This window comes from Kitasatospora sp. NPDC057542, from assembly GCF_042801945.1.
In the GTDB taxonomy this organism is placed as follows: Bacteria; Actinomycetota; Actinomycetes; order Streptomycetales; family Streptomycetaceae; genus Kitasatospora.
Genome location: NZ_JBHVFE010000089.1, coordinates 1 through 23947 on the forward strand (window position 1 = coordinate 1; position 23947 = coordinate 23947).

22 protein-coding genes are annotated in these 23947 nt (G+C 73.9%); 4 read left to right on the plus strand and 18 right to left on the minus strand.

Annotated features, from left to right (window positions below; genetic code table 11):
* Positions 1-104 precede the first annotated feature (104 nt).
* The 6 genes from ACFU7Y_RS14190 to ACFU7Y_RS14215 all read right to left on the minus strand — a co-directional run bounded on the left by ACFU7Y_RS14190 (position 105) and on the right by ACFU7Y_RS14215 (position 4805).
* Positions 105-596 carry an N-acetyltransferase gene (locus tag ACFU7Y_RS14190; RefSeq protein ID WP_224275152.1) on the minus strand — a complete coding sequence of 164 codons (492 nt, stop codon included), beginning with the start codon at positions 594-596 and terminating at the stop codon, positions 105-107.
* 124 nt (positions 597-720) lie between these two features.
* A complete protein-coding gene (locus ACFU7Y_RS14195; RefSeq protein WP_224275151.1) occupies positions 721-1683 on the minus strand; it encodes a phosphotriesterase in 963 nt (320 codons plus the stop codon).
* Positions 1680-2228 carry a carboxymuconolactone decarboxylase family protein gene (locus ACFU7Y_RS14200; protein WP_380768049.1) on the minus strand — a complete coding sequence of 183 codons (549 nt, stop codon included), beginning with the start codon at positions 2226-2228 and terminating at the stop codon, positions 1680-1682. The genes ACFU7Y_RS14195 and ACFU7Y_RS14200 overlap by 4 nt, the downstream gene beginning before the upstream one ends.
* Before the next feature lie 17 nt (positions 2229-2245).
* Positions 2246-2848, minus strand: coding sequence for a DUF4865 family protein (locus tag ACFU7Y_RS14205; protein WP_224275145.1), 603 nt, complete (start codon positions 2846-2848; stop codon positions 2246-2248).
* Positions 2849-2955: 107 nt separating this feature from the next.
* The gene (locus tag ACFU7Y_RS14210) at positions 2956-3522 is read right to left on the minus strand and encodes a TetR/AcrR family transcriptional regulator (protein WP_224275144.1); all 567 of its coding nucleotides are present in this window, start codon (positions 3520-3522) and stop codon (positions 2956-2958) included.
* 263 nt (positions 3523-3785) lie between these two features.
* The gene (locus ACFU7Y_RS14215) at positions 3786-4805 is read right to left on the minus strand and encodes an LLM class flavin-dependent oxidoreductase (RefSeq protein ID WP_380768050.1); all 1020 of its coding nucleotides are present in this window, start codon (positions 4803-4805) and stop codon (positions 3786-3788) included.
* 384 nt (positions 4806-5189) lie between these two features.
* On the opposite strand from ACFU7Y_RS14215, the gene ACFU7Y_RS14220 reads away from it, so the two are divergent.
* The gene (locus ACFU7Y_RS14220) at positions 5190-6182 is read left to right on the plus strand and encodes an aldo/keto reductase (RefSeq protein ID WP_224275139.1); all 993 of its coding nucleotides are present in this window, start codon (positions 5190-5192) and stop codon (positions 6180-6182) included.
* A 191-nt stretch (positions 6183-6373) separates the two neighbouring features.
* Here the strand turns inward: ACFU7Y_RS14220 and ACFU7Y_RS14225 are convergent, their stop codons facing one another.
* From ACFU7Y_RS14225 to ACFU7Y_RS14250, 6 genes are all read right to left on the minus strand, one after another.
* Entirely contained in the window at positions 6374-7450 is a 1077-nt protein-coding gene (locus ACFU7Y_RS14225; protein WP_224275136.1) for an LLM class flavin-dependent oxidoreductase, read from the minus strand.
* A gap of 3 nt (positions 7451-7453) precedes the next feature.
* Positions 7454-8359, minus strand: coding sequence for an ABC transporter substrate-binding protein (locus ACFU7Y_RS14230; RefSeq protein WP_224275134.1), 906 nt, complete (start codon positions 8357-8359; stop codon positions 7454-7456).
* A gap of 87 nt (positions 8360-8446) precedes the next feature.
* Positions 8447-9214 carry an ABC transporter ATP-binding protein gene (locus ACFU7Y_RS14235; RefSeq protein ID WP_224275133.1) on the minus strand — a complete coding sequence of 256 codons (768 nt, stop codon included), beginning with the start codon at positions 9212-9214 and terminating at the stop codon, positions 8447-8449.
* Positions 9211-10077 (minus strand): ABC transporter permease, encoded by an 867-nt coding sequence (locus tag ACFU7Y_RS14240; protein ID WP_224275131.1) that lies wholly within the window; start codon positions 10075-10077, stop codon positions 9211-9213. The genes ACFU7Y_RS14235 and ACFU7Y_RS14240 overlap by 4 nt, the downstream gene beginning before the upstream one ends.
* Positions 10074-11102, minus strand: a complete 1029-nt coding sequence (locus ACFU7Y_RS14245) for an NrtA/SsuA/CpmA family ABC transporter substrate-binding protein (RefSeq protein WP_224275129.1) — start codon at positions 11100-11102, stop codon at positions 10074-10076. The genes ACFU7Y_RS14240 and ACFU7Y_RS14245 overlap by 4 nt, the downstream gene beginning before the upstream one ends.
* A 70-nt stretch (positions 11103-11172) precedes the next feature.
* Entirely contained in the window at positions 11173-12231 is a 1059-nt protein-coding gene (locus tag ACFU7Y_RS14250; RefSeq protein WP_224275128.1) for an ABC transporter substrate-binding protein, read from the minus strand.
* A 459-nt stretch (positions 12232-12690) separates the two neighbouring features.
* Between ACFU7Y_RS14250 and ACFU7Y_RS14255 the strand changes: the two genes are divergently transcribed.
* On the plus strand, positions 12691-13473 hold the full coding sequence (locus ACFU7Y_RS14255; RefSeq protein WP_224275126.1) for an IclR family transcriptional regulator: 783 nt from the start codon (positions 12691-12693) through the stop codon (positions 13471-13473).
* Positions 13474-13635: 162 nt separating this feature from the next.
* On the opposite strand, the gene ACFU7Y_RS14260 is transcribed toward ACFU7Y_RS14255, so the two are convergent.
* The 6 genes from ACFU7Y_RS14260 to ACFU7Y_RS14285 all read right to left on the minus strand — a co-directional run bounded on the left by ACFU7Y_RS14260 (position 13636) and on the right by ACFU7Y_RS14285 (position 20217).
* The gene (locus tag ACFU7Y_RS14260; protein ID WP_380768055.1) at positions 13636-14508 is read right to left on the minus strand and encodes a winged helix-turn-helix domain-containing protein; all 873 of its coding nucleotides are present in this window, start codon (positions 14506-14508) and stop codon (positions 13636-13638) included.
* 482 nt (positions 14509-14990) lie between these two features.
* Entirely contained in the window at positions 14991-15176 is a 186-nt protein-coding gene (locus tag ACFU7Y_RS14265) for a hypothetical protein (RefSeq protein ID WP_224285003.1), read from the minus strand.
* 389 nt (positions 15177-15565) lie between these two features.
* Positions 15566-16240, minus strand: a complete 675-nt coding sequence (locus ACFU7Y_RS14270; protein WP_374120154.1) for an ATP/GTP-binding protein — start codon at positions 16238-16240, stop codon at positions 15566-15568.
* Positions 16221-16793, minus strand: a complete 573-nt coding sequence (locus ACFU7Y_RS14275) for a DUF742 domain-containing protein (RefSeq protein ID WP_308020317.1) — start codon at positions 16791-16793, stop codon at positions 16221-16223. The genes ACFU7Y_RS14270 and ACFU7Y_RS14275 overlap by 20 nt, the downstream gene beginning before the upstream one ends.
* Before the next feature lie 8 nt (positions 16794-16801).
* Entirely contained in the window at positions 16802-17221 is a 420-nt protein-coding gene (locus tag ACFU7Y_RS14280) for a roadblock/LC7 domain-containing protein (protein ID WP_049652175.1), read from the minus strand.
* Entirely contained in the window at positions 17218-20217 is a 3000-nt protein-coding gene (locus ACFU7Y_RS14285) for a nitrate- and nitrite sensing domain-containing protein (RefSeq protein ID WP_380768057.1), read from the minus strand. Before ACFU7Y_RS14285 ends, ACFU7Y_RS14280 begins: the two co-directional genes overlap by 4 nt.
* Before the next feature lie 508 nt (positions 20218-20725).
* On the opposite strand from ACFU7Y_RS14285, the gene ACFU7Y_RS14290 reads away from it, so the two are divergent.
* Together ACFU7Y_RS14290 and ACFU7Y_RS14295 are read left to right on the plus strand one after the other, a co-directional pair.
* Positions 20726-22552, plus strand: coding sequence for a long-chain fatty acid--CoA ligase (locus tag ACFU7Y_RS14290; RefSeq protein ID WP_224282523.1), 1827 nt, complete (start codon positions 20726-20728; stop codon positions 22550-22552).
* Between the two features lie 268 nt (positions 22553-22820).
* Complete coding sequence (locus ACFU7Y_RS14295; protein WP_380768058.1) at positions 22821-23930, plus strand: polysaccharide deacetylase family protein; 1110 nt, start codon at positions 22821-22823, stop codon at positions 23928-23930.
* The last annotated feature ends 17 nt before the right edge of the window (positions 23931-23947 follow it).

Sequence of the window (23947 nt, forward strand, 5' to 3'; positions counted from 1 at the left end):
CCCCCCGTACGGCACAGGCCCCGCCTCCGTGTTCTCCCGGCGCCGCCGCCACGGGGACGCCGGGGCCGGCCGCTGCCCCGCTTCCGAGCCGGGTACGGCGGCCGTCATCGCAGGGGCTTCACCAGGACGAGCTCCCGGGTGGCCCCGTCGGTGAACAGGTCACCGGGCTCCGCGAGCGGGACGAAGCCGTGGCGACGGTAGAGGGCGAACGCCGCCTGGTTGCCGGGGAGCACGGCGAGGCGCAGCGTGGTGCCACCGGTGGCCCGGGCCCAGCGCTCCACCTCCTCGATGAGCCGGTCCGCGACGCCCCGGCCGCGTGCCTGCGGGGCGACCCAGAGCGAGCGCAACTCCCGTACGCCGTCCGGCGATCCGGGGAGACCACCGGCCAGACCGACCGGGCCGCCGGCCAGGAAGGCCACGACGTGGTGGGCGTCCGGGAGGTGGAGCCGGTCGCGCCAGCGGTCCTCGCCGCCCTGGTGCCAGTCGGCGAGGCCGGCCTTGAAGGCGTCCGGCGCATCGGTCAGGGCGGCGAGGCGGAGGTCCCGCCAGAGCGGCCAGTCGGCGGTCGTGAGGGTTCGGAGCGTCAGCGTCACCATGGACGGGACGGTAGAGGGCACGCCCGGCGGGCGTCAGGCCCTTCCCCCGCCTGTGGCGCGTCCCACCCTCGACTCCGACCGTTCGGGACGTCCCGTCCGGCGAGGTACCCGGGCCGGCGGAGCCCTACGGCGTGCGCCAGTCGGCAGCGAAGGCGGCGGCCGGGTTGGTGGTGAGGAGCAGCTCGGGCAGTTCGGGGCCGTAGCTGCGGGCGAGGCGCGGGGCGAGGTCGGTGAGCAGGCGGACCGGGCCGCCGGCCGCGCGGGCGGTCCGGGTAGTGGTGTCGGCGCCGAGCAGCAGCTGGGTGGCGTGACCCGCCTCGACCAGGTCGGCGATCACGTCGAAGGCCTGGTGGTCGGCGGGATGGCCGGCCCGGGAAGGGCTGTCCAGGGCGAGGTGGACCCCCTCGGCGGCCAGGGCGCGGTGCAGCGCGCGGTCGGGGAGCCGGGTGAGGTGGCCGAGGATGATCCGGTCGGGCCGCACGCCGTGCCGGTCGTGCAGCCCGTGCAGGACCCGGTGCGGAGCGCCGCCGGCTTCGAGGTGGACGGCGATCGGGGCGCCGGTGGCGTGGTGGGCTTCGGCGGCAGCGGCCATCGTCCACCGGGTGTGCCGGGTGGTGGGCCCCGCGTCGCCCGCGATCTTGATCAACCCGGCCCGGACTCCCTCGGGCGCGCCGGGCAGGCCGGTGGTGAGCTCGGCGACGAAACGTTCCGCGAGGTCGGCGTACGGGCCAGGGCTCTCGCCCGCCTGAAGACCGGGGTCGGGGTGTTCGGGGGGTCCGGGGAAGAAGCCCGGCGCGTAGTGGATCGCCTGGTGCGCGCCGGTGGCGGCGACGATGTGCACGCCGGTCGCGCGGGAGAGCGCGGCGAGGGAGTCCGCACCCCGGCCCAGGCCGAGCGGGGTCCACTGGACGAGGGTGCGGCCACCGGCGGTGGCGTAGGCGCGCAGCACGTCCTCGGCGGCGCCCGGGTCGTCCAGTTCCTGGCCGGGGAGCAGCGGGCTGCGGATGAAGAGGTGGTCGTGGGAGTCGGTGATGCCGAGGTCGGCGGGGGCCACGTCGCCGAGGACGGTGCGGACGGTACGGCTCATGCCCTGGCCTCCTCGCCGGCGACCTGGGTGGCGGTGTCGACGGGGGTCTCGACGGGTGTGGTCACGACGGGTGCGGTCTCGACGGGTGCGGCCGGGCCGGTGGCGCTCTCGGCGGTGCTCCCGGTGACGCTCTCGGTGGCCTCGGCGAAGGTGGCGGTGGCGACGCGCAGGCCGGCCAGCGCCTTGGGGAGGCCGACGTACGGGGCGAGGTGGACGATGACCTCGGTGATCTCCGCCTCCGTCAGACCGATCCGTCGGCTGTAGCGGACGTGGTCGGCGAGCTGCGGCTCGACGCCGCCGAGGGCGGTGAGGGCGGCCAGGTTGGCGATCTGACGGTCGCGCAGGGCGAGGCCGGCGCGCTGGTAGGTGCCGCCGAAGAGACTGGTGACGATCCAGTCGGGGAAGCCGGGGGCAAGGGCGTCCAGGCCGCCGAGGGTGGTGGAGGCGCCCGGGCCGGCGAGGTCGGCGAGCAACGCGTAGCCGGCCGCGCGATCGAGCGCGGCCCGGGTGAGTTCGGTGCCGGCGGGAGCGGTCGCGGGGGACATCGGGGCGGTGGGTCCTTTCACCAGTGGCGGCCGGCCGGCAGCCGGTCGAGTTCGGGGCGGGACAGGTGCAGCACCTCGTACCGGACGCCTGGCGCGTCCTCGGGGGCCGGACCGTGCCAAAGGGCGAAGCGGAGCAGTTCCCAGCGGCTCGGGTCGACGGCCACGGCGGCGGTGTGCAGGGCCGGGCGCGCGGGCAGGTCGGCAAGCGCCCGCTCGACGGCCTCGGCCGGGTCGGCGGCTTCCGGCAGCCGTACGGTCTCGCGGGTGGCGGTGGTCGGCGGCCCGGCCGTTTCCCCCGCGGGTGCCGACGCTGCCGACGCTCCGTGGGCCAGGCCCGCGCCGAGCCAGTGCCGGACGGCGGGGCGACCGAAGTCGGCGCTCAGGCCTCGGAAACCCGGCCCCCAGAGGAAGCCGTTCATGCCCTCGGCGGTGCGCCAGAGGTAGAACGGCGCGTACTGGTTGACGGGCGAGCCGTGCCGGCCGCGCTCGCGGACCAGGTAGGCCTTGAGGCCGAGGCCCGGGTACGCGTCGAGCAGGTGGCCCTTGTCGGCGACCCGCTTGCGGATGACGCCCATGTCGTAGTCGGCGGGGAGGGTGATCTCGTACTGCATGGCGTGCACGGCGGGCTCCTCGGGTTCGACGGGTCCGGCAGGTGCAGGGGTCCGGCGAGGCTTCAGGTTCGGCGGGGCTTCGGGTCCGGCGGGTGCCTGGGGTTCGGCGACGCGGGTCAGGCCGTGCGGTGTGTCGCGAGCAGGCCGAGGGCGCCGCGAACGGCCCGGTCGAACGGCTCGGCGCTGTCGGCGGCGCGGGCCAGGACATAGCCGCCCTGGACGACGGCGACCACGGCGGCGGCGGTGTCGGCCGGGTCCAGGCCGGGGGCGAACTCGCCGCCCGCCTGGCCTTCGGCGACCAGTCCGGCGATGCGGCCGCGCAGCCAGTCGAAGGTCTCCTCGACGGGTGCGCGCAGGTGCGGGTCGGAGACCACGTCCGGGTCCTGGGCCATCCGGCCGATCCGGCAGCCGCGCAGGACGTCGCGGTCGCGGTGCAGGTAGGCGGCGATCCGGTCGTAGGCGGTGCCGGGGGCGGCGAGGTCGGCCTCGGCGACGCCCCGCATCTGCTCGGCGCTGCGGCGCAGGGCGGCGGCCGCGAGGTCGGGCTTGCCGGTGAAGTGGTGGTACATGCTGCCCTGGCCGACCCCGGAGCGCTGCTGGATGGCCTTGGGGCTGGTGCCGACGTAGCCGCGCTCCCAGAGGAGGGCCTGGGTGCTCTCGATGAGGCGGTCCTGGGTGCTCATGCGGATCACTGTACATACCAGTAGGTACAGAAGGCCAGCGCGGACTCCGCCCGAGCTCTCGGAGGACCCCGCCGGCCGGAACGATCGAGGGCCGTGCGCCGCCCCCCGGCGGCCACGGCCCCTCGACCGTTCGTCATCCCCCGCACCGCCGAACGGCATTCCGGCGCGCCTGGTGGCGCGCGTCACGTCACGGAGGGTGGCCGACGTCACGCCGCGTAGGGGGTGCGCGGCGCACTGCGCGGGCGGGCGGCGGACCCGGGCGGCTACGGCAGCGCGCGGCGGATCTCCGGGGCCACCTCGCTCGCGAACAGCTCCAGTTGCTCGCGCTGGGCCCCTTCGGTGAGCGTGTCCACCCCGATGCCGACCACCTCGTTGCCGAAGGCCTCGTGGTACCGGTGGATCTTCTCGATCACCTGCTGCGGACTGCCGACCAGCGCCGAACCGCGCTCCAGCGCGTCGTCCAAGGACCGGAACGGCGAGTTGTTGTGCCGGCCGGCGGCCGAGTCGAACAGCGCGTTCCAGTACGGGCGGAAGCCCTCGACGGCGTCCTGCGAACGCTTGGCGACGTACAGTCCACCGAAGCTCGCGCCCACCCGGGCCTGCTCCGGGTCGTGCCCGTAGTGCTCCCAGCGCTCACGGTAGTGCTCGACCAGCGCCCGGTACTTCTCCAGCGGGTGGAAGGAGTTGGCGGAGAAGAGCGGGTCGCCGTGGCGGGCGGCGAGGTCGGTGGACTGCGTGCTGGTCGCGCTTCCGTGCCACACCGGGATCGGGTCCTGGAGCGGGCGGGGCCAGACGGTGGCGTCCTTCAGCGGCGGGCGGGTCGAGCCCTCCCAGGTCACCTTCTCCTCGCGCCAGAGCCTGCGCAGCAGGCCGTAGTTCTCGGCGAGCGCCTCCCACTGTCGCTCCTCGGAGAGGCCGAACAGCCCGAAGTGGCGCGGGTCGTTGCCCTTGCCGACAATCAACTCCAGGCGACCGCCCGAGAGTTGGTCGAGCATCGCATAGTCCTCGGCGACCCGGACCGGGTCGAGGACGCTGAGCACCGTCACCGTGGTGAACAGCCGGATGGCGGAGGTGCGGGCGGCGATGGCGCCGAGCAGCAGGGGCGGCGCCGGGGAGAGGAACGGCTCACCGTGCCGCTCCCCCACGCCGAAGCCGTCGTAGCCGAGTTGCTCGGCGAGGAGCGCCTGGTCGATGACGCTGTGCAGCTTCTGCTGCGGGGTGCGCCGGACGCCGGTGACCGGGTCCGGGGCGTTGGCCACGAGGGACGAGACGGTGAACCGCACGGCGGACTCCTTGGGTGCTCGGGAGGGGCTCGGAGTACTCCCGGAACACGATCGGCAGGGGCCGGGTGGAGTCCCGGGGCTCGGTGAGCCGCGCGGAGCGCGGAGAACCGGGGCAGTGAACCGGCGCTGCGCTCTCACGGGCGGCACCGGCGGACATGGCCGACGGGGCGGGCGGCGGGCCGCTCGGGCGGCAGGTCGCGCGGGTGGTGTCAGCGGTCGGTGCTGCGGCGGCGACAACAGCGGGCTGCGACGACGGTCACGGTCCGGACTGCCATTTCGCCTCCCCCGCGCCTCGCACACACACGATCCTCCGTGAGGATAGGCACCGGCCGCAAGCGGGGGCAAGGGGTTGAGCCGCCGTGGCCGGGTGGCAAGATGTCCGGCATGAGCTACCTCGCCGCGGATGACCGCTATGACTCGATGACCTATCGGAAAGCCGGCCGCAGCGGCGTCCAGCTGCCCGCCGTCTCGCTCGGGCTCTGGCACAACTTCGGTGACGCCCAACCGCTGGAGGTGCAGCGGGCGGTGCTGCGCCGGGCCTTCGACCGGGGCGTCACCCACTTCGACCTGGCGAACAACTACGGCCCGCCGTACGGCAGTGCCGAGCGCAACTTCGGCTACCTGTTCGCCCAGGACTTCCGGCCGTACCGGGACGAGCTGTTCATCGCCACCAAGGCCGGCTGGGACATGTGGCCCGGCCCGTACGGCAACGGCGGCAGCCGCAAGTACCTGCTGGCCAGCCTCGACCAGTCGCTGGACCGGATGGGGCTGGACTACGTGGACGTCTTCTACTCGCACCGGTACGACCCGGACACCCCGATCGAGGAGACGATGGGGGCGCTGGACAGCGCGGTGCGCTCGGGCAAGGCGCTGTACGCGGCGATCTCCAACTACCCGGCGGAGCAGCACCGGGAGGCGGTGGCGATCCTGCGCGAGCTGGGGACGCCGGTGCTGCTGAACCAGTCGGCGTACTCGATCCTCAACCGGTACGTGGAGGACGGCGGCGTGCTGGACGCGGTGGGCGACACCCGGACCAGCCTGATCGCCTACTCGCCGCTGGCCCAGGGGCTGCTGACCGACCGCTACCTGTCCGGAGAGGTGCCGGCGGGCTCGCGGATGTCGGTCGGGAAGTTCCTCACCGAGGAGGCCCTGACCGGGCCGAAGTTGGAGCAGCTGCGGGCGCTGGCCAAGGTCGCCGAGGGACGCGGGCAGACGCTGGCACAGCTGGCGCTGTGCTGGGTGCTGCGGGATCCGCGGGTGGTCTCGGTGATCATCGGCGCGAGCAGCGTGGCCCAGCTGGACCAGAACCTCGACGCGCTGGCGGGAGGGCCGCTGACGGCGGAGGAGCTGGCGGAGATCGACCGGCTGAGCCGCTGAGGGGCGAGGCGGCAGCCGGCGGGTTGACGGCTGACGGATGACAGCCGACGGATGACGGATCACAGATGACAGCTGACAGATTTCGAAATCTGTCAGCTGTTACCTGTTATCCGTTGCTTGTCAGCTGTCAGCCCGCCCATCCGCCGACCGGCGGCGGCCGGACACCGGACACCGCCCCGCCCGCCGGCCCGTCAGGGTCGCTTGACACCCAGGGCAGGCAGAACCGTTTCTGCAACCCGGTGGGCCTCCTCCAGCAGCGGGTTGCCCGAGAGGATGAAGGTGTCGACGCCCAGCGCCTCGAACTCCTGCAGGCGCTCGACCACCTGGGCCGTCGAGCCGACCACCGCCGTCCCCGGGCCGGGACGGAACAGGCTCATCCCCGGCCAGAGGTTGGGGTGGACCTCCAGCTCCCGGGCCCGCGCCGGCACCCTGCCGCCGTGCTGGCGGAACTGCCGCTGCCAGCCGACCCCGTCCTCCCCCTTCGTCTCGCCCAGCCGGCGCGCGTAGGTCGCCTCGCTGGTGACGTCCAGCAGTCGGTCGGCGGCCGCCCAGGCCTCGTCCTCGGTGTCCCGGACGATCAGGTGCAGCCGCAGCCCGATCCGCAGGCTCCGCCCGTGGGCGGCGGCGCGCTCACGGACCAGGTCCAGCTTCTCCTTGAGCAGGTGCGGCGGCTCACCCCAGGTCAGGTAGACGTCCACGTGCTGGGCCGCCATCTCGATGCCGACCGCCGAGCTGCCGCCGAACCAGAGCGGGATGCCGCCGGGCTGCACCGGGGGGAGGTCGCGCAGACTCGCACCGGCGTTCTTCAGCTCGTAGAACTCGCCCTTGTGGTCGAAGACTTCGCCCGCCGTCAGGCGCTTCACGATCGACCAGTACTCGCCGCTGAGCCGGTAGCGGTCGTCGTGCTCGACATCCAGGCCGTACTCGCGCAGCTGCGCGGTCGATCCGTTGACCACGTTGAAGCGCAGCCGGCCGCCGTGCAGGTGGTCGAAGCTGAGCGCCATCTTGGCCAGCAGGGTGGGCGAGACCAGCCCCGGGTGGACGGCCAGCAGCGGTTTGAAGGCCGGGGTGGTGGCGGCCGCGAGCGCGCTGCCGAGCGTCCAGACGTCGTACAGGTCGGTCGCGAGCAGGGCGCCGGTATAGCCCAACCGCTCGACAGTGCCGGCCAGTTGCTGGAGGTAACGGAGGTCCACCGGGCGGCGACCGGCCGGTTCCCAGGGGTAGTGCCCCTCGCGCGGGACGATGTACCAGAGGACTTCGGAGGCCACGGGTCAGACCGCCTTCGCGAGCGCGGCGGCCACCGGGGCCTCCAGCGCGGGGAGGTGGGCGTCGGAGACGGTCAGCGCCCGGTCGATGAAGCCCACACCGTGGAAGATGTTCGCGGCCTCCTGCTGCTCGGCGACGAACCCGGCGGTGGCGGGCTCCAGCTGCCAGGGCAGTGCACCCAGCGCGGACTGCCAGTCGGCGGCCGTGCCGCCCAGCTCCTCGGCGGCGATCGCGGCGGCCTCGGCCGGGTTGGCGGCCGCCCAGGCATCCGCCCGGCGCAGTGCGGTCACGATCGCGGCAACCACCTCGGGGCGCTCGGTCGCGAAGTCCCGGCGGGTGAAGAACACCGAGCGGTCGGCGATGACGTCGCCGGTGCGGATCAGCTCCCGGAACTCCCCGCTGCGGCGGGCGGCGGCGAGTTCGGCGCCCTGGGCGATCCAGCCTGCGATCTCGCCGTCGCGCAGCCTCCGGGCCTGGTCCTCACCGGCCGCCGGGCGCGCCGGGGTGACGTCCTCGCCGTACGAAAGCCCCTGTGCGTGCAGGGCCTTGGCGAGCAGGTGGGTCTGCCAGGAGCCCACGGCGAGGACGACGGTGGTGCCCTTGAGGTCCGCGACCGTCCGCACCGGGCCGGAGTCCGACACCAGCAGGGCGCCGTGGTCCGGGCGGGGTGCCGAGACCACCGCGTAGACCAGGTCGTGACCGGCCGCCTGGGCGGTGATCGGCGGGGTGGAGCCGGTGCCGCCGAAGTCGATGACACCCTCGGCGAGCAGCGGGCCGGTGCGGGTGCCGTCCGCGTAGTGGTGGAAGGCGCCGGTCTCGCCGAGCGGGGCCAGTTCCTCGTCCAGGTACGGGAGTCGGGCGAGGTAGTAGAGCGAGGGGTTGCTGGCGTGGACGCCGAGGGTGACGGTCATCTGGTCAACTCCGGTGGTGCGGGCTTGGTTTGTCGGGAGTCAGGGGAATCAGGGAAATGCCGGGGCATTCAGGGGGGATCACGGACGTCAGTGGACGCCGAGGTCGGTGAGCAGGCGGCGCCGCAAGTCGGCGAAGGCAGGATCCGCCGGGTCGCGCGGGCGCTGGACGGTGACGGCTTCGTCCCGCGCGAACAGGCCCTCGCGCAGCACCACGACCCGGTCGGCGAGCCGTACGGCCTCGTCCACGTCGTGGGTGACCAGCAGCACCGCCGGGCGGTGGCGGCGCACCAGGTCGCCGACGAGGTCCTGCATGCGCAGCCGGGTGAGTGCGTCCAGCGCGGCGAACGGTTCGTCGAGCAGAAGGAGTTGCGGCTCCCGAACGAGCGCCCGGGCGAGCGCCACGCGCTGCGCCTCGCCGCCCGAGAGGGTGGCCGGCCAGGCCTCGGCGTGCCGCTCCAGGCCGACCTCGGCGAGCGCCTTCAGCCCGGTCTCCCGGGTCGCGGCGCCCCGCGGCAGGCCGACCGTGACGTTGGCCAGCACCCGCTTGGACGGCATCAGCCGGGGCTCCTGGAACACCACGGTACGGACCGGCGGGACGAGCACGGTGCCCTCGTCCGCCCGGTCGAGCGCCCCGAGGATCCGCAGCAGCGTGGTCTTGCCGGTCCCGCTGGCGCCCAGCAGGGCGACGAACTCCCCGCGGGCGATGGAGAGGTCGACCCCGTCGAGCACGGCCCGGGTGCCGAACACCCGGCGCAGACCGCGCAGATGGACGGCCGGCACCGCCTCCTCGGACACCGAGGGGGAAGGGAGCGAAGAGGGGGAGAGCGTGGCGGTGGTGGATGTGTCGGCGGTCATCGGGCCGCTCCCGGGACGGCCTGGCGCCACGGCATCAGCACGCGCTCCAGGACTCGGACGATGCCGTCGGCGCCGAGGCCGAGCAGCCCGTAGATCAGGATGCAGACGGCGAGGACGTCGGTACGCGAGTAGTTCTGCGCCTGGGCCATCAAGTACCCGATGCCCTCGGTCGAGTTGATCTCCTCGGCGGCGATCAGGGCGATCACGCTGAGCGTCATCGACAGGCGCAGTCCGGACAGCAGCGAGGGCAGCGCGCCGGGCAGTACGACCGTACGCACGATCGCCCAGCGGCCGAGGCCGAAGCTGCGCATCGCCTCGACCAGCTTGCGGTCGGTACTGCGGACCCCGCCGGAGGCGGACACGTACATCGGGAAGCTGGTGGCGACCCCGATCAGGGCGACCTTCGCGGTCTCGGTGATGCCGAACCACACCATGAACAGTGGGACGAGGGCCAGGAACGGTACGGTGCGCAGGACCTGGATCGCGGAGTCGAGCAACTCCTCGCCGAGGCGGGTGAATCCGGTGACCACGCCGAGCACCAGTCCGGCGGTCGCACCGAGGAACAGACCGAGCCCGGCGCGGGTGAGGGAGACGGACAGGGCGTCGGTCAACTGGCCGTTTCCCCACAACTCCCCGACGGCCTGGGCGACCTGAGTGGGCGAGGCGAGCACGTCCTGGGTGAGTGCGCCGGTGGCGGAGGCGATGGCCCAGCCGCCGATCAGGGCGAGCGGACCGATGGTCCGCAGGGTCACGGCGAGCGCGCGGGGGCGCGGCCGGCGCCGCCGGCTCTGCGGGGCGACCAGACCGGCGTCCAGCGCCGCCCGGGTGTCGGCGGGCGCGAACTCCGCGCTTGCGGCGATCACTTGGCACCGTCCCCGAGCTTGTTGACGTCGATCAGGTACGGCTTGACGTCCACCAGTTGCTTGGTGACGTTCTGGTCGGCGAAGAACTGGGCGACCGTCCCGAAGCGGGCGATGTCGGCGTCGGAGATGGCGCCGGCCGGGGCGCCCTGCCTGCTGACGTTCACTGCGACGACCTTCTCGGCGGGGGTGACGGCGGTCGGGCCGGCATCGGTGAACACGTTGAGGTAGCCGGCCGGGTCGGCCTTCTCCTTCTCGCCGTTGTCCCGCAGGTAGGTGTAGAAGGCCTTGACCACCTCGGGGTGCTTGTCGGCGAAGCCGTTGCGCACCGCCCAGACGGCGTAGTTGTCGGAGCCGACCTCCTGGCCGTTGACCAGGAAGTGCGCACCGGCGTTGGCGATGGCGGGCGTCGAGAAGGTGTTCCAGGTCGCCCAGGCTTCCACCTGCCCGGAGTTGAAGACCCCGGAGGTCTGGTCGGCACGCAGGTAGACCCGCTCCACCTTGTCGGCCGGGACGCCGTTCTTCGCCAGCGCCTTGAGCAGCAGGTACTCGCTGGTGCCGCCCTGGGAGACGGCGACCTTCCGGCCGACGAGGTCCTGGACGGACTTGATGGGCGAGTCGTTCTTCACCAGGATTCCCTCGCCGACGCCGTCGGGCGCGGTCTGGGCGAACAGCTTGAAGCCGGGCTTCTGGGCCAGCGCGGCGACGGCCGAGGTGATCGAGCCCTGGGCGACGTCCAGTTGGTCGGCGGAGAGGGCCTGGGCGGCGGGGGCGAAGGGGCCGGCGCTGCCGGTCCAGGCGACCTTGGCGTGGACGACGGCCAGGGCCCGGTCCAGTGAGCCGTCCTTCTTGCCGCGGGCGAGGAAGCCGTTGTTGCCGGGGTCGGGCAGCCGGAGCACCACGTCGGCCTTGCCGCCGGCCCCGTCTCCGGCGGAGGCCTTGGCCCCGTCGGCGGACGAGCCGCAGGCGGCCAGGGCGGTGGAGGCGAGCAGCGCGGTCGCGGCGAGGGCGAGGCGGGGGGTCTTCACGGGCTCTCCAAACGAGTGACAGATGACAGCCGACAGCTGACAACTTTCGAAATCTGTTAGCTGAAGGCTGTTATCCGAAGTCCGTGATTCGAACAGCGCCGGCACCGGCTCCGGCAACCGCCTCAGCATCGGCACCGGCGCGCGCACGCCGCTCGCGCAGCAGCTCGCGGGCCGCACGGAGCGGCTCCGGGTCGGCCCACGCCTGGACGTCCACCGGCGCGGCGAGGAAGCCCTGCTCTCCGAGGAATCGTTCCTGCATCGCCAGCAACTCCAGCCGCTCCGCCGACAGGTCCAGGTGCAGGGTGCGGTGGCTGCCCGGCGCGTAGGCCCCGGCGACGCCCTCGGCCCCGGCGCCGGTCTCGGCCTGCAGGATCCGGACCACCTCCTCCGGGTGCTCCGCCGCCCAGTCGGCGGCCTCCAGCAGCACGGCAAGGAAACGGGCGACCAGCTCGGGCCGCTCGTCCAGCAGCCGCTGGTGGACGGTGATCGGCCGAGGCGTGCCGTTGTTGACCCGGACCCTGCGGTCCGGCGCCGCGTCCAGTTCCACGGCCACCTCCGCGCCGATCCGGCGGGCCGCCTCGACGGCGAGCGCCCCCTTCACGTACACCGCGTCCACCGTGCCGCGCCGCAGCGCGGCCAGCTCGGCGGACCACTGCGCGCCGTCCGGGGCGCCGGGAATGTCCACCGGTTCGGCGTCCGCCAGGGTGAGGCCCGCGAGCCCGAGGGCGCCACGGAAGCCGGCCAGCGCCATCGCCCGCCAGAAGTCGATGCCGATGTCATGACGGGGGATCGCCAGCCGCAGCCCGCGCAGCTGCCCGGGTTCGGTGATGCCGCTACCGGCCCGCACCAGCACCGCCTGGCGCTCCTCGATCCAGGTGAGGCCGATCAGCCTGGTCGCCTCACCGCGCGAACGGGCCCACAGCGCCGGGACGTTGCCGCCCTCCCGGAACAGGCCCGTCAGCGCGTGGGTGTAGTGGTGGTCCGCGGCCACTTCGGGCGGAGCGTCCTGCAGCGAGCGGACCGCGATGCCGTCGGCGGCGAACTCGCGGGCGAGCCAACCCTGGTCGGCGGCGATCCCGGTCGCGGTGGGCACCGGACAGCGGGTGAACCAGAGGGTGTCGGGAAGCACGGAAGCGTTCCGGGTACGACTGGACAACGGAGTCGGTCCTCCACGGGGGCTCCGACGGCAGCCGGAGAAACTGGGTGTCGATTACCTGCACGGCGGCCCACTGGGCCTGGTGTGCAAGGGAGTTGTGCGCCACGATGCAGGAAAGGGGCAGGCGGCGCGGAAGACGTTCGGTCAGCGACAACACGCACGGGAGGGGAGACACCGGTGGGACGTCACGGTGCTTCTCCTTCCGTGGAGTCGGGGCAATCGCCGCCAGGCCCGAGTGGCCGTCCGGCGCGATGCAAGGAGCGTTCCACGGCAGGTGAGCCGGAGGCAAGCCTTTGCCACATGGTGGGATCAGTTGTTCATCAAAGCCATTCCATTGCAACGTCGTCGACACATTCCCGCAGCACCGGCTGCCCTACGCTGAGACCGCTTCCGGCCGCCCGTCCGGAGTCCCGAACCGAAACGCGAGGTGCCATGGCCGAGGCCGCCACCGCCGTCCAGAGTCCGCCGGCCGGTGCGCAGGCCGTCCAGCGCGCGCTCGGACTGCTGCACTGCTTCCACGACAACGGCCCCGACCTGAGCGCCTCGGACCTGGCCCGCCGGATGGGCCTGTCGGTCTCCACCGCGCACCGGCTGGCCCGCACGCTGGTCAGCGCCGGATTCCTGGAGCAGGACGAACAGACCGCGCGCTACCGGCTCGGTCCGGCCGTCGCCGAACTCGGCCAGCTCACCTTCCACCAGCGCGGGCTGCACCTCGCCGGGCCCGAGCTTGAGCTGCTGTCCCGGCGCACCAAGGCGACGGCCGATCTGGCGATCCGCAGCGGCGCGCACGCGGTGATCCTGGTCGGAGGCTCGGTCCGCCCGGACACCGGACTGGGCCTGCGCCGCCCACTGCACTCCACAGCGCTCGGCAAGGTCCTGCTGGCCTGGCCCCGCCCGGGCGCGACGGCACCGTCGACACTCGGCCCGCTGACGCCGTTCACCGACCGCACGATCACCGAACCGTCCGCCCTGGAGGAGGAGTTGGCGAAAGTCCGGGCGGCCGGGTACGCCCTCAACGACGGCGAGTCGGCCGCCGGGGTGCGGACGGTGGCCGTACCCGTCCTGGACGGCGCCGGGCAGGCCCGGTTCGCCCTGGCGGTCCGCTCGACGCCCGCGCACCTCACCGACGACCGGCTGGACCGGTTCCTCGGCCACGCCCGCAGCTGCGCCGACGCCCTCGCCGTCCTCCTGCTTCCGCCGGACCAGCGCTCCTGACGGTCCACCGGAACACGGCGGAGCAGCGGGCCGCCCGTCCACGTCAGGACGAGTGGCCCGCCGCTTCGACCGACCGTCGGCGACCGGCCTTCAGGCCGAACGTCAGGCCGAACGTCGGATCCGTCTTCGGACCGGCTGTCAGACCAGCCCTCAGACCGGCCCTCAGACCGTGGCCGGGGTGTACTTGTAGCCGACCCGGCGGACCGTCACGATGGTGTCCCGGTAGGCCGGTCCGAGCTTGCGGCGCAGCCTGGCGACGTGCACGTCGACCGTCCGCCCGTCCCCGACGTGGCCGTAGCCCCAGACCGCGGAGACCAGGTGGTCCCGGGTGTGCACCCGCTGCGGGTGATCGGTGAGGTGGGCCAGCAGCTCGAACTCCAGGTAGGTGAGGTCGAGCAACCGCCCGTCGACATAGGCGTTGCGCCGCTCGGTGTCGACGGAGATGCCGCGCGCGGCCGGGCGGACCGAACGGACCCCCGTCACGGTCTGGGCGCCGGGCCCGCCGGTCGCCGGCTGCGCACCGGGGACGGCGTGGGCCGCCGCGGAGCCGGCGGCCCCGACACCGCCCGGAACCCCGGACAGGCCGCCGGCCCCCGCCACCGGGTTCTCGGCCGGCACCAGCACCAGGTACCCGACCATCGGGCTGCCGTTCAGGCCGCCGAACTGCGTGCCGTACTGGGCGAGCAGCCCCTGCGGCAGCACGCCCTGCGGCAGGGTGGCGACGACGGCCGCTCCCTCCGGCAGCGCGGCGAGCAGCGACGGGGGCACCTGCGGGACCGTCGCCCCCGGCTGCGGGACGGCGGGCGCGGGGACTGCCGCCGGGCGGGCCGGCCCGGCGTGCGGCGGACGGGCCGCCGCCCCGGGCCATCGGTCCGACACCGACACCGGGGGGACGGACGGTCCCGCGGCCCCGGACGCGCCGGGACCGACCGGCACGGTGGCGGGGACGGAGGAGACCGGCGGGACGGAGCGGACCGCGCGCAGGTGCGGGGTCGCGACGGGCAGGGGAAGGGTGGCCGTGGAAGAAGAAGACATGGTGTGCCGCTCATTTCGCGCGTGACGGACGGGGTGGAGTCGTCTGCGCGTCGACCGGGCGTACTGCCTGGGCTGGACCGGACCGGGTCAGCGGGCGGAGGGCCGGGACGCGCTGGGCGAGCCGGGACACGTCTGATCGAACAGGTGCGGCTGCCGGGACGGCCAGAACGGTTCGAGGTCGAGGCGATCCCGCCGGCTGTCCACGGCGCGGCTCCCGCACCGGTTCCACCGTCCGGTCCGTCCGCCCGCGCGCATCGCGGGGGCCGTCCAGGTCGTTCGGGTACGGCCGGTGATGCCGGGGGCGGTGCTGGGGCAGACGATGTTCACTGGTGGTCTCTCCGCTGGGCGGGTCCGGTTGGTCGGCCGCGGGCACGCCGGACAGGCGGTCCGCTACGGCCTGGTCGACGGGTTTCGGCGGTGCGTCGGGCGGTGGGCCGGGTGGGCCGGAAGTGCCGGAGGACGTACCGGGAAGGTCAGGCCGGTCAGCGACAACACGCGCTGCAGATCAGCGCGTGGTCGATGTGGCGGCGGACGGTGAGCGCCGGATCGGCGGCACCGGGCACGGCAGCGCCGGGCATGAGGACACCGGGCACCGGGGAGCCGGGCATCGCGGTGATGATGTGTCGTCGGCCGACGCTCACCCTGCTGCCCTCCCCCTCGTTCTCCACACGGCGGCGCACCGCTGCCGGTGCCCGCCGACGATGCCTCGCCGGTCCGCCGAAGGCCGTCCGCCGGTCGCAACGCCCGTGTGAACGTGGCGTTTCCGGCGCTCCCGACGGCATGGCCGGGCGGCCTTCGTCCACAGAGCCTTCCACGGCCGGGCCGCTCTAGGCAACCTTCGGCGCAGCGATCGTCCGGGATGCGGACGGCCGAATGAGACGTCGGCCGGAACGGGCAGGTCGGCGCGCTCACCTGCCGAGCCGTCGCACAAACGCCGTCCGACCGGCGTCGCGGTTGTCATCCGGCCGCGTCCCGGCCTCGGCCCCGGCCTTGCCCGTTCCCGACCGGCCACGGCCGGACGGCATCGGGCCGGATCCGAACCGGAGCCGAACCGTGCTCAGGCGCCGACCGGGGTGCGGCGGTGCCGACGGGCGGCGGCGTGCTCGACCAGCGCGACGAGCAGGTCCTTGCCGTCCTGCCGCAGCCGCGCGTCGCAGAGCAGCACCGGGATGTCCGGATCGAGGTCGAGCGCCTCGCGGACCTCGTCCGGCGCGAACCGCTCGGTGCCCTCGAAGCAGTTCACCGCGACCACGAACGGGATGCCGCGCTGCTCGAAGAAGTCGACCGACGGGAAGCAGTCGGCCAGTCGCCGGGTGTCCGCGAGCACCAGGGCGCCGAGCGCACCGCGGGCCAGCTCGTCCCAGACGAACCAGAACCGGTCCTGCCCGGGCGTGCCGAACAGGTAGAGCGCGAGGCCCGGCCGCAGGTCGATCCGGCCGAAGTCCATCGCGACGGTGGTGGTGCGCTTCGCCTCCACCCCCGACGTGTCGTCCACCGGGCGGCCCAGTTCGCTGAGTTCCTCCTCGGTGCGCAGCGGCCGGATCTCGCTGACCGAGCCGACCAGGGTGGTCTTGCCCGCGCCGAAGCCGCCCGCGACCAGGATCTTCACCGCGACGGCCGGACCGCCGCGCCAGCGCGGGTCGTTGGCGTTCGCCGGGTGGGGCGCGGCGGCGTCCCGGTGCGGCCCGGTGCCGTCCGGGCGGGGGTGGGGGTCAGAGCGCACGGAGTCCATTGATCACGTCTCGCAGCAGGCGCTCGTCCGGCAGCTCGGCGAGCGGAACGGGTCGGGTGACGCTGATCAGATCGGCGTCGTAGAGGTCGCCGAGCAGCACCCGCACCACGCTGACCGGCAGGTCGGTGAAGGAGCCGAGCTCGGCGACGGAGAGCGGCTCGCGGCGGCACAGGGTGAGCAGCGTCTGGTGCTCCGGGTCGAGGACGTGGGCGGGCACGGCCCCGGCGACCGGCCCGGGATCGACGGCGGTGATCAGCGAGATCAGGTCGAACAGCCCCTCCTCGACCGGCCGGGTGCGGCCGCGGGTCATCGAGTAGAGCCGCACCACCGGGCCGGCCTCGTCGTCGAACCAGCGGTCGTCGACCGGGGTTCGCGGCCGGAACAGGTCGACCTCGGGCCCGTCCGGGTCCGCGCGCTCGTCCTCCACCGACGCCTCCGGGCGGTCCGAACCGTCCGAGCCGTCGAGGCCGGACGGCCCGGCCGTGCCCACCGGCACCTGGGGGCCGTCCGGCGTCTCCGGGCCGTCCGGCACATCCGCCTTCGGATCCGCCATCGGACCGCTCATCTCACCGGCGGGGCGGTTTCGGTGCGCGGCTCGGCGGCCATGTGCTCGCCGACCCGCTTGACCAGCAGAGCCATCTCGTACGCGATCTGGCCGATGTCCGCCTCGGCCTCGCTCAGGACGGCCAGGCAGCTGCCGTCGCCGGCGGCCGTGATGAACAGGAAGGCCTCGTCCAGCTCCACCATGGTCTGCCGGACGCCGCCGACCTTGAAGTGCCCGCCGGCGCCCTTCGCGAGGCTGTGGAACCCGGCGGCAACGGCGGCCAGGTGCTCGGCGTCCTCGCGGTCGAGGTCGCGGGAGGCACCGGTGGCCAGGCCGTCGTTGGAGAGGATCACCGCGTGCCGGAGGGCCGCGACGCGCCCCACCAGGTCGTCCAGGAGCCAGTTGAGGTCCCCGGACGACTGCATCGACGTGGTCATGAATCAGTTCCTTCCGCTGGAGCGGGTGGTGCGGGTGGAGCGGGTACGACGGGTGGAGCGGGTACGACGGGTGGTTCGGGTACGGCGGGCGGTGCGGGCGCACGGGCGTCCGGGTTCCGGCGGACCGGCTGCCCGGGCGGCACCCGACGGACGAGCGGTGCCCGGCCGGTGTCCTGCGGCGCGGGCAGCGCCGCCGGGGCGGGCGCCGGGCCGATCGCCCGCCGGGACCGGTCCGGCGGCTGCCAGGCCGGTACGGCGGTGGACCGCCCGTTCCCCCGCACGACACGATCGTCGGGCGTGCCGGGACGATCCGTCAACGGAGCACCGATGCGGTCCGAGGACGCGCCCGTACGGTCCGCCGGAACCGTGGCACCGCGCCCCCGGGTGAAGCCGCGCTGGAACGAGGCGAAGGTGGCCCGGGCTTCCTCGGGCGAGCGCTCCCGGGCCTCCCGGTTCTCCCCGCCGTCGCGGGAGCCCCGGCCGTCCTGGGCGTTTGCGGCCGGTTCTCCCCCGGTCTCGACGGACCCGGCCCCATTGCGGAACCGTTCCTTCAGCTGCTCGGTGAGCTGCTCCCTGAGCTGCGGCGCCAGGTTCGCCTGCCGGACCCGCCGGGGCAGGCCGCCGGCCGTCCGGGGCGCGGCGCCCGCGGGCGGAGCCGCAGCCGGGTCGGTCAGCCCGACGGCTTCGGCGGCTTCGGCGGCTTCGGCGGCCGCGACGGCTGCCTGGGCCGCAGCCACCACGGCGTCCTCCCGCCGGTGCCGCCCCGTCCCCGGTGTGTCCTCGGTCTCCGCCGCGGGCGCCGGAACCAGCACCGGACCGCCCTTGTTCCGCGAGGCCCGGCGCGGCAGCCCGCCCGCCGTACGGCCCGCCTCCGGCGTGGAGGGCCTCGGCCCGCTCGTCGTCCCGCGGTGCCGGCCTCCCGGCCCACCACCGGTGCCGGCTCCCGCACCACCGGCCCTCGTACCGGCACCGGCGGAGCCGGCCCCGGGCGCCGACGCGGAGGCGCCTCCCGACCCGGGCACCGCGACCAGGTCCCGCTGTCCGCGCCGGCCGCCCGCCGCCGGCCGCTGCCCGGCCGGGCCCGGCTCCGGCGTCCCGTCCGGCGCCTCCGCGAGCAGCTCGCGCGGGATCAGCACCACCGCCGTCGTCCCGCCGTACGGGGACGGCCGCAGGTGCACCCGGATGCCGTGTCGCCGGGCCAGTCGGCTGACCACGAACAGGCCCAGCCGGTCGGTGTCGGCGAGGTCGAACTCCTGCTCCACGGCGAGGCGTTCGTTGATCTCGGCGAGCAGCTGCTCACTCAGCCCGAGGCCGCGGTCGTCGATCTCCAGGGCGAAGCCGTGCGCCACCACCTCGCCCTGGACGGTGACCTGGGTGTTCGGCGGGGAGAACACCGCGGCGTTCTCGACGAGCTCGGCGACCAGGTGGGTGACGTCCGCGACGGCGCTGCCGAGCAGGCCGGTGCCGGGGAACGGCCGGACGATCACCCGGGCGTAGTCCTCGACCTCGCCGACCGCCGCCCGGACCACGTCCACCATCCGGACCGGCTTGCGCCAGGCGCGCCCGGGCGAGCCGCCGGCCAGGATGATCAGGCCCTCGGCGTGCCGGCGCATGCGGGTGGTGAGGTGGTCGACCTTGAAGAGGTCTTCCAGCTCCGCCGGGTCCTCGGTGCGGCGCTCCATGGTGTCCAGCAGGGTGAGCTGGCGGTGCAGCAGCACCTGGCTGCGCCGGGCCAGGTTGACGAACACCGCCGAGACCCCGCGCCGCAGTTCGGCCTGTTCGACGGCGGCCTCGACGGCGGCCCGCTGCACCGCGTTGAACGCCTGGCCGACCTGGCCGATCTCGGCGTCCCCGAAGTGCAGCTCGGGGGCCTCGGTGGCCACGTCCACCGGTTCGCCGCGGCGCAGCCGCAGCATGACGGACGGCAGCCGGGTGCCGGCCAGCTCGTCGGCCGCGTTGCGCAGGCCGATCAGCTCGCGGGCGAGGCCGCGGCCGATCCGGAACGAGATCATGATCGACAGCACGACCGCGACCAGGCCGACCGCACCGGCGATGCCGCCGCGCCACAGCAGTCCCATCGCAGCGGACCGCGCGCGCTCGTCCAGCCCGCCGGAGATCCGGCTGTTGATCGAGGCGAGGTCGCCGAGCGCCCGGTCGGCGGTCTCCCGCCAGGAGTCGCTGTTGAGCGCCTGGACCACCCGGTCGGGGCCGCCGGCGCCGACGAAGTCCGCCTCGGCGCGGGCCAGCGCGCCCCAGGCCTCGCCGCCGCGCAGCGCGATGTAGTCGGACTGGTCGGCGGGTTCGAGTTCGGCGATGTAGACGGTGAACAGCGCCTGCTGGTTGTGCAGGGCGTCCAGCGCGACCTGGTACTGCTCGGCGGTGGGCTTGGCGGCGCCGGTGCGCAGGCCCTCCATCGCCGCGTCCTCCTGCGACAGGTACTCGCGGGCACGCACCAGCTCGATCAGGATGGTGCCCTGGCGCGGGAGCTGCCCGCTCTGCCGGGCGACGTAGGCGGACCGGAATCCGAACACCGGCTTGACCAGGTCGCTGTACTGGTCCAGCGCGAACTCCCAGTTCAGCGCGGAGCGGCCGACCTGGGCACGCAGCGGTCCGATCTGGTCGGCGGCGGCGATGATCTGCACGAAGCGGCCGCGCTGGGGGGTGGAGAGCTTTCCGGCGGAGCTGTCCTTCTTCTGCCGCAGCGCGTCCAGGCTGCGGTCGGTGGCGGCCTTGGCCCGCTCGTAGGCCTCCCTGGCGGCCGGCGAGCGCGGGTCGGCCAGCCGCTGGACGGCGGCGCGGCGCTCGTTCTGCAGGTCGCCGGTGTACTGGTCGACCGGGCCTGCGAACTCCTTGTACGTACGGCTGATCCCGAGCTGGTTCCAGACGTCCCCGGTGGTGGCGACCGTCGCGTACACCCACAGGGCGGTGAGCGCGACGATGGGCACCAGGAGCAGCGCGATGATCTTCGCGCGGATCGAGCTGCTGCGCAGACGCATGGAGTCCTCGGTCGGGAAGTGCCAGGCGCGGACGGGGAGCGACGGGGCGGTGGAGGAACGGTGTCGAGGGCGGGGCGGTTCGGGGCGGTTCGGGGGCGGCGTGGAGGGTGCTGGGGGACACGTCGGAGGAGGGGCTCCCGGCCACAGGTCTGCGAGACTCTACTACGCCCTCACCACTCGTTCGAGGGGCGAACCGGTCCACTGACCGGTCTCGTCCCGCACACGTCAGAAACCGGCCGCCCCCGCCTCCGTTTCGCGCCCGAATCGTTCACACATGCCCGCAATGACGGGTTGACACGAGACCCCCACAGCCTCCGCGCCTCCTCCGCGCCTCCTCCGCGCCTCCTCCGCGCCTCCTCCGCGCCTCCCCCGCGCCTCCCCGGGCGCGACACCACCGGAGGGGGCCCGTGCCGATCCCGTCGTGTCACCGCCACAACCCTGGGCAGTGACAGGGCGATCCGATAGTTTCGGCCCACTCCGTACTACCGGCACCGAACTGGGGAGGACCGTGCGCGAGTTCACCACCCCCGCCCCGGCCGCGCCCGAGGCCACCGGAGGACTCGCCGACTCCCTCTACGACACCGCCGAGCGCGCCCCCGACCTGGTCCAGCTGTCCTGGCGGGGCGAGGACGGGCAGTGGCGGGACGTCACCGCCCGGGAGTTCCGGGACCAGGTGCTCGCCCTGGCCAAGGGCCTGCTCACCCACGGCGTACGCTACGGCGACCGGGTCGCCCTGATGTCCCGCACCCGCTACGAGTGGACGCTGTTCGACTACGCACTCTGGTCGATCGGCGCGATCACCGTCCCGGTCTACCCCACCGCCGCCCCCGAACAGGTGCGCTGGATCCTCGCCGAGACCCAGGCGGTGGCCTGCCTGGTCGAGGACGAGGACGCCGCGATGACGGTCGGCGCGGTCTGTGACGCGCTGCCCGACCTCACCGGCATCTGGCAGCTGGACCGCGACTGCGTCGCCGCGATCACCGAGGACGGCCTCGGCGTGCCCGACTCCCTGGTGCACCGCCAGCGCCTCGGCGTCGCCGCCGAGAACATCGCCACGGTCGTCTACACCTCGGGCACCACCGGCCGCCCCAAGGGCTGCCTGATCACCCACGCCAATCTGGCCGCCGAGGCCGACGCCCTGCTCGCCGGCTGGGGGGACGCCCTGCGCGACACCGCCGGCGGCCACCCCGCCACCCTGCTGTTCCTGCCGCTCGCGCACGTCTACGGGCGGGCCGTGCAGATCGCGGCGATCCGGGGCGGCTTCCGGATCGGCCACATCCCCGAGGTCTCCACCGACGCGCTGCTGCCCGCGCTGGAGACCTTCCGCCCGACCTTCCTGCACGCCGTCCCGTACGTCTTCGAGAAGATCTTCCAGCAGGCCCGGCGGGCCGCCGAGGACGCCGGGCGCGGCGAACTCTTCGAACAGGCCCGGCAGGTGGCCGTCGGCTGGGCCGCCGCCCGGGAGCAGAAGGCCTTCGGCCGCGGTCCCGGCCCGGGCGCGGCCCTGCGGCTGCGCCACCTCGCGTACGAGCGGACCGTCTACCCGAGGCTGCGGGCGGTGCTCGGCGGCCGGGTGCGCAGCGTGATGTGCGGCGGCTCCACGCTCCGGCGCGAGCTGGGCCTGTTCTTCACCGGCGCCGGCCTCCAGCTGTACGAGGGCTACGGGCTGACCGAGACCACCGCCGCGATCACCGCCAACCCGCCCGGACGGCAGAAGCTCGGCACGGTCGGACAGCCGGTGCCGGGCGCCTCGGTGGCGATCGCCGACGACGGCGAGGTGTGGGTGCGCGGCGGCTCGGTCTTCGGCGGCTACCTCAACCATCCGCGGTGCACGGCCGAGTCCCTGGTCGACGGCTGGTTCGCGACCGGCGACCTGGGCCGGCTGGACGAGGACGGCTACCTCACGATCACCGGCCGCAAGAAGGACCTGATCGTCACCAGCAGCGGCAAGAACCTGGCCCCGGCGGCCCTGGAGGAGCGGGTCGAGGCACACCCGCTGGTCTCCCAGTGCCTGGTGGTGGGCGACGACCGCCCGTACGTGGCCGCACTGATCACGCTCGAACCGGCGGCGCTGGCGCACTGGTTGAAGACCCGCGGGCGGGAGCAGCCGGACCCGTGGACGGTGCTCGCGGACGAGGAGCTGCACGTGGAGATCCAGCGCGCGGTGGCGGCCGCGAACACCGCGGTCTCACGGGCCGAGTCGATCCGCGCTTTCCGGCTGATGCCAAGGGAGTTCAGCCAGGAACAGGGACTGCTGACCCCCTCGCTCAAGCTGCGGCGGACGGCGATCGCGGAGTACTACGCGACGGACATCGAGGAGCTGTACCTGTCCTGAACCGGGCCTGTCCGCCCGGCCCCTGAGGCGCCGTCTTTCCCCTTGTGACGCAGGCGCGGCGGCCACGTGATGGCCTCGGGGTTCACCCACCGTTCCCTTGACGACCTTATTGGTCTAGTCCATTGTTGCGACGATCCGGAGTTCCACGCTCAGAGTTCCACGGCTCAGAGTTCCACGTCTCGGAGCCCACGTCTCGGAGCCCACGGTCCGATTCCGCCCACGCCCTCCCCACGGGCGTGCCCCCACCTGCTGGAGTCCTCACGTGTCGATGTCCACGCGCCTGTCCGCGCTGGCCGCCTCGGTCGCACTGCTCACCGGTCTCGCCGCACCGGTGGCCTCCGCCGACGCTCCCCCGACCGTCAACCTCGCCACCAACCCCGGCTTCGAGGTGCCCTCCCCCGACCTCGCCGACTGGGGCAGCGTCCCCGGCTGGAACTGCACCGGCGGCCCGGCCGAAGCGGCCGTCACCACCACCGCCCCGCACACCGGCACCTCCGCGCTCACCGGCACCCCGGCGAACGCCGAGTCCACCGGCGAGTGCGCGCAGACCGTCGCGGTCCAGCCCGACACCACCTACACGGCCTCCGCGTGGGTGCACGGCAGGTTCGTCTACCTGGGCGCCACCGGCACCGGCAAGGACGTCGCCCCCGCCTGGACGCAGACCACCGAGGGCGGCTGGCAGCGGCTGAGCACCCGGTTCACCACCGGCCCGAACGCGCACACCATCCGGCTGTACGTGCACGGCTGGTACCAGCAGGGCCCCTTCTCCGTGGACGACGTCCGGGTGGACGGCCCCGCACCCGCCCCGGCCGTCGCCGCGGGCTCCGTCCCGACCAAGGACAAGGTCGTCTTCTTCACCGTGGACGACGGCTGGCAGCGCACCCCCGAGGCGGAGCAGTTCATCGCCGACCACCGGCTGCCGATCACCGCCTTCCCGCTGCCGATGCCGGCCGCCGCCGATCCGGCCTTCTTCAAGCGGGTCACCGCCGTGCCCGGCTCCTCGGTCCAGGACCACAGCGTCTCCCACGCCGATCTCAGCAACCTCCCGCTGGACCGGCAGCAGGTCGAGATCTGCGACGCCCGTGACGCCATGACCCGCCTCTTCGGCACCGCACCGGCCTTCTTCCGCCCGCCGTACTTCGCCTGGAACGCCGACACCCTGCAGGCCGCCGCCAACTGCGGCATCCGCACCGTGCTCACCGCCGACGCGGACTTCAGCTGGGGCGCCGGCAACATCTGGCACCCGGGCCTGCTGCAGCCGGGCGACGTCGTGCTGATGCACTGGACCGACACCCTCGCAGACGACCTCCAGCGCGCCCTGGCCGCCGCCGACGCCGCCGGGCTCAAGCCGGCCGGCCTGGTCGACCACCTGCGCTGACGGAGACCACCCGGACC

Excerpts from the sequence above, each read along its gene's own strand:
- ACFU7Y_RS14295 (WP_380768058.1), top strand. The coding sequence starts at position 22,821 with ATGTCCACGCGCCTGTCCGCGCTGGCCGCCTCGGTCGCACTGCTCACC.
- ACFU7Y_RS14220 (WP_224275139.1), top strand. The coding sequence starts at position 5,190 with ATGAGCTACCTCGCCGCGGATGACCGCTATGACTCGATGACCTATCGG.
- ACFU7Y_RS14235 (WP_224275133.1), bottom strand. The coding sequence starts at position 9,214 with ATGACCGCCGACACATCCACCACCGCCACGCTCTCCCCCTCTTCGCTC.
- ACFU7Y_RS14260 (WP_380768055.1), bottom strand. The coding sequence starts at position 14,508 with ATGTCTTCTTCTTCCACGGCCACCCTTCCCCTGCCCGTCGCGACCCCG.
- ACFU7Y_RS14190 (WP_224275152.1), bottom strand. The coding sequence starts at position 596 with ATGGTGACGCTGACGCTCCGAACCCTCACGACCGCCGACTGGCCGCTC.
- ACFU7Y_RS14270 (WP_374120154.1), bottom strand. The coding sequence starts at position 16,240 with ATGGACTCCGTGCGCTCTGACCCCCACCCCCGCCCGGACGGCACCGGG.
- ACFU7Y_RS14195 (WP_224275151.1), bottom strand. The coding sequence starts at position 1,683 with ATGAGCCGTACCGTCCGCACCGTCCTCGGCGACGTGGCCCCCGCCGAC.
- ACFU7Y_RS14230 (WP_224275134.1), bottom strand. The coding sequence starts at position 8,359 with ATGACCGTCACCCTCGGCGTCCACGCCAGCAACCCCTCGCTCTACTAC.
- ACFU7Y_RS14255 (WP_224275126.1), top strand. The coding sequence starts at position 12,691 with ATGGCCGAGGCCGCCACCGCCGTCCAGAGTCCGCCGGCCGGTGCGCAG.
- ACFU7Y_RS14210 (WP_224275144.1), bottom strand. The coding sequence starts at position 3,522 with ATGAGCACCCAGGACCGCCTCATCGAGAGCACCCAGGCCCTCCTCTGG.
- ACFU7Y_RS14200 (WP_380768049.1), bottom strand. The coding sequence starts at position 2,228 with ATGTCCCCCGCGACCGCTCCCGCCGGCACCGAACTCACCCGGGCCGCG.
- ACFU7Y_RS14275 (WP_308020317.1), bottom strand. The coding sequence starts at position 16,793 with ATGGCGGATCCGAAGGCGGATGTGCCGGACGGCCCGGAGACGCCGGAC.
- ACFU7Y_RS14285 (WP_380768057.1), bottom strand. The coding sequence starts at position 20,217 with ATGCGTCTGCGCAGCAGCTCGATCCGCGCGAAGATCATCGCGCTGCTC.
- ACFU7Y_RS14280 (WP_049652175.1), bottom strand. The coding sequence starts at position 17,221 with ATGACCACGTCGATGCAGTCGTCCGGGGACCTCAACTGGCTCCTGGAC.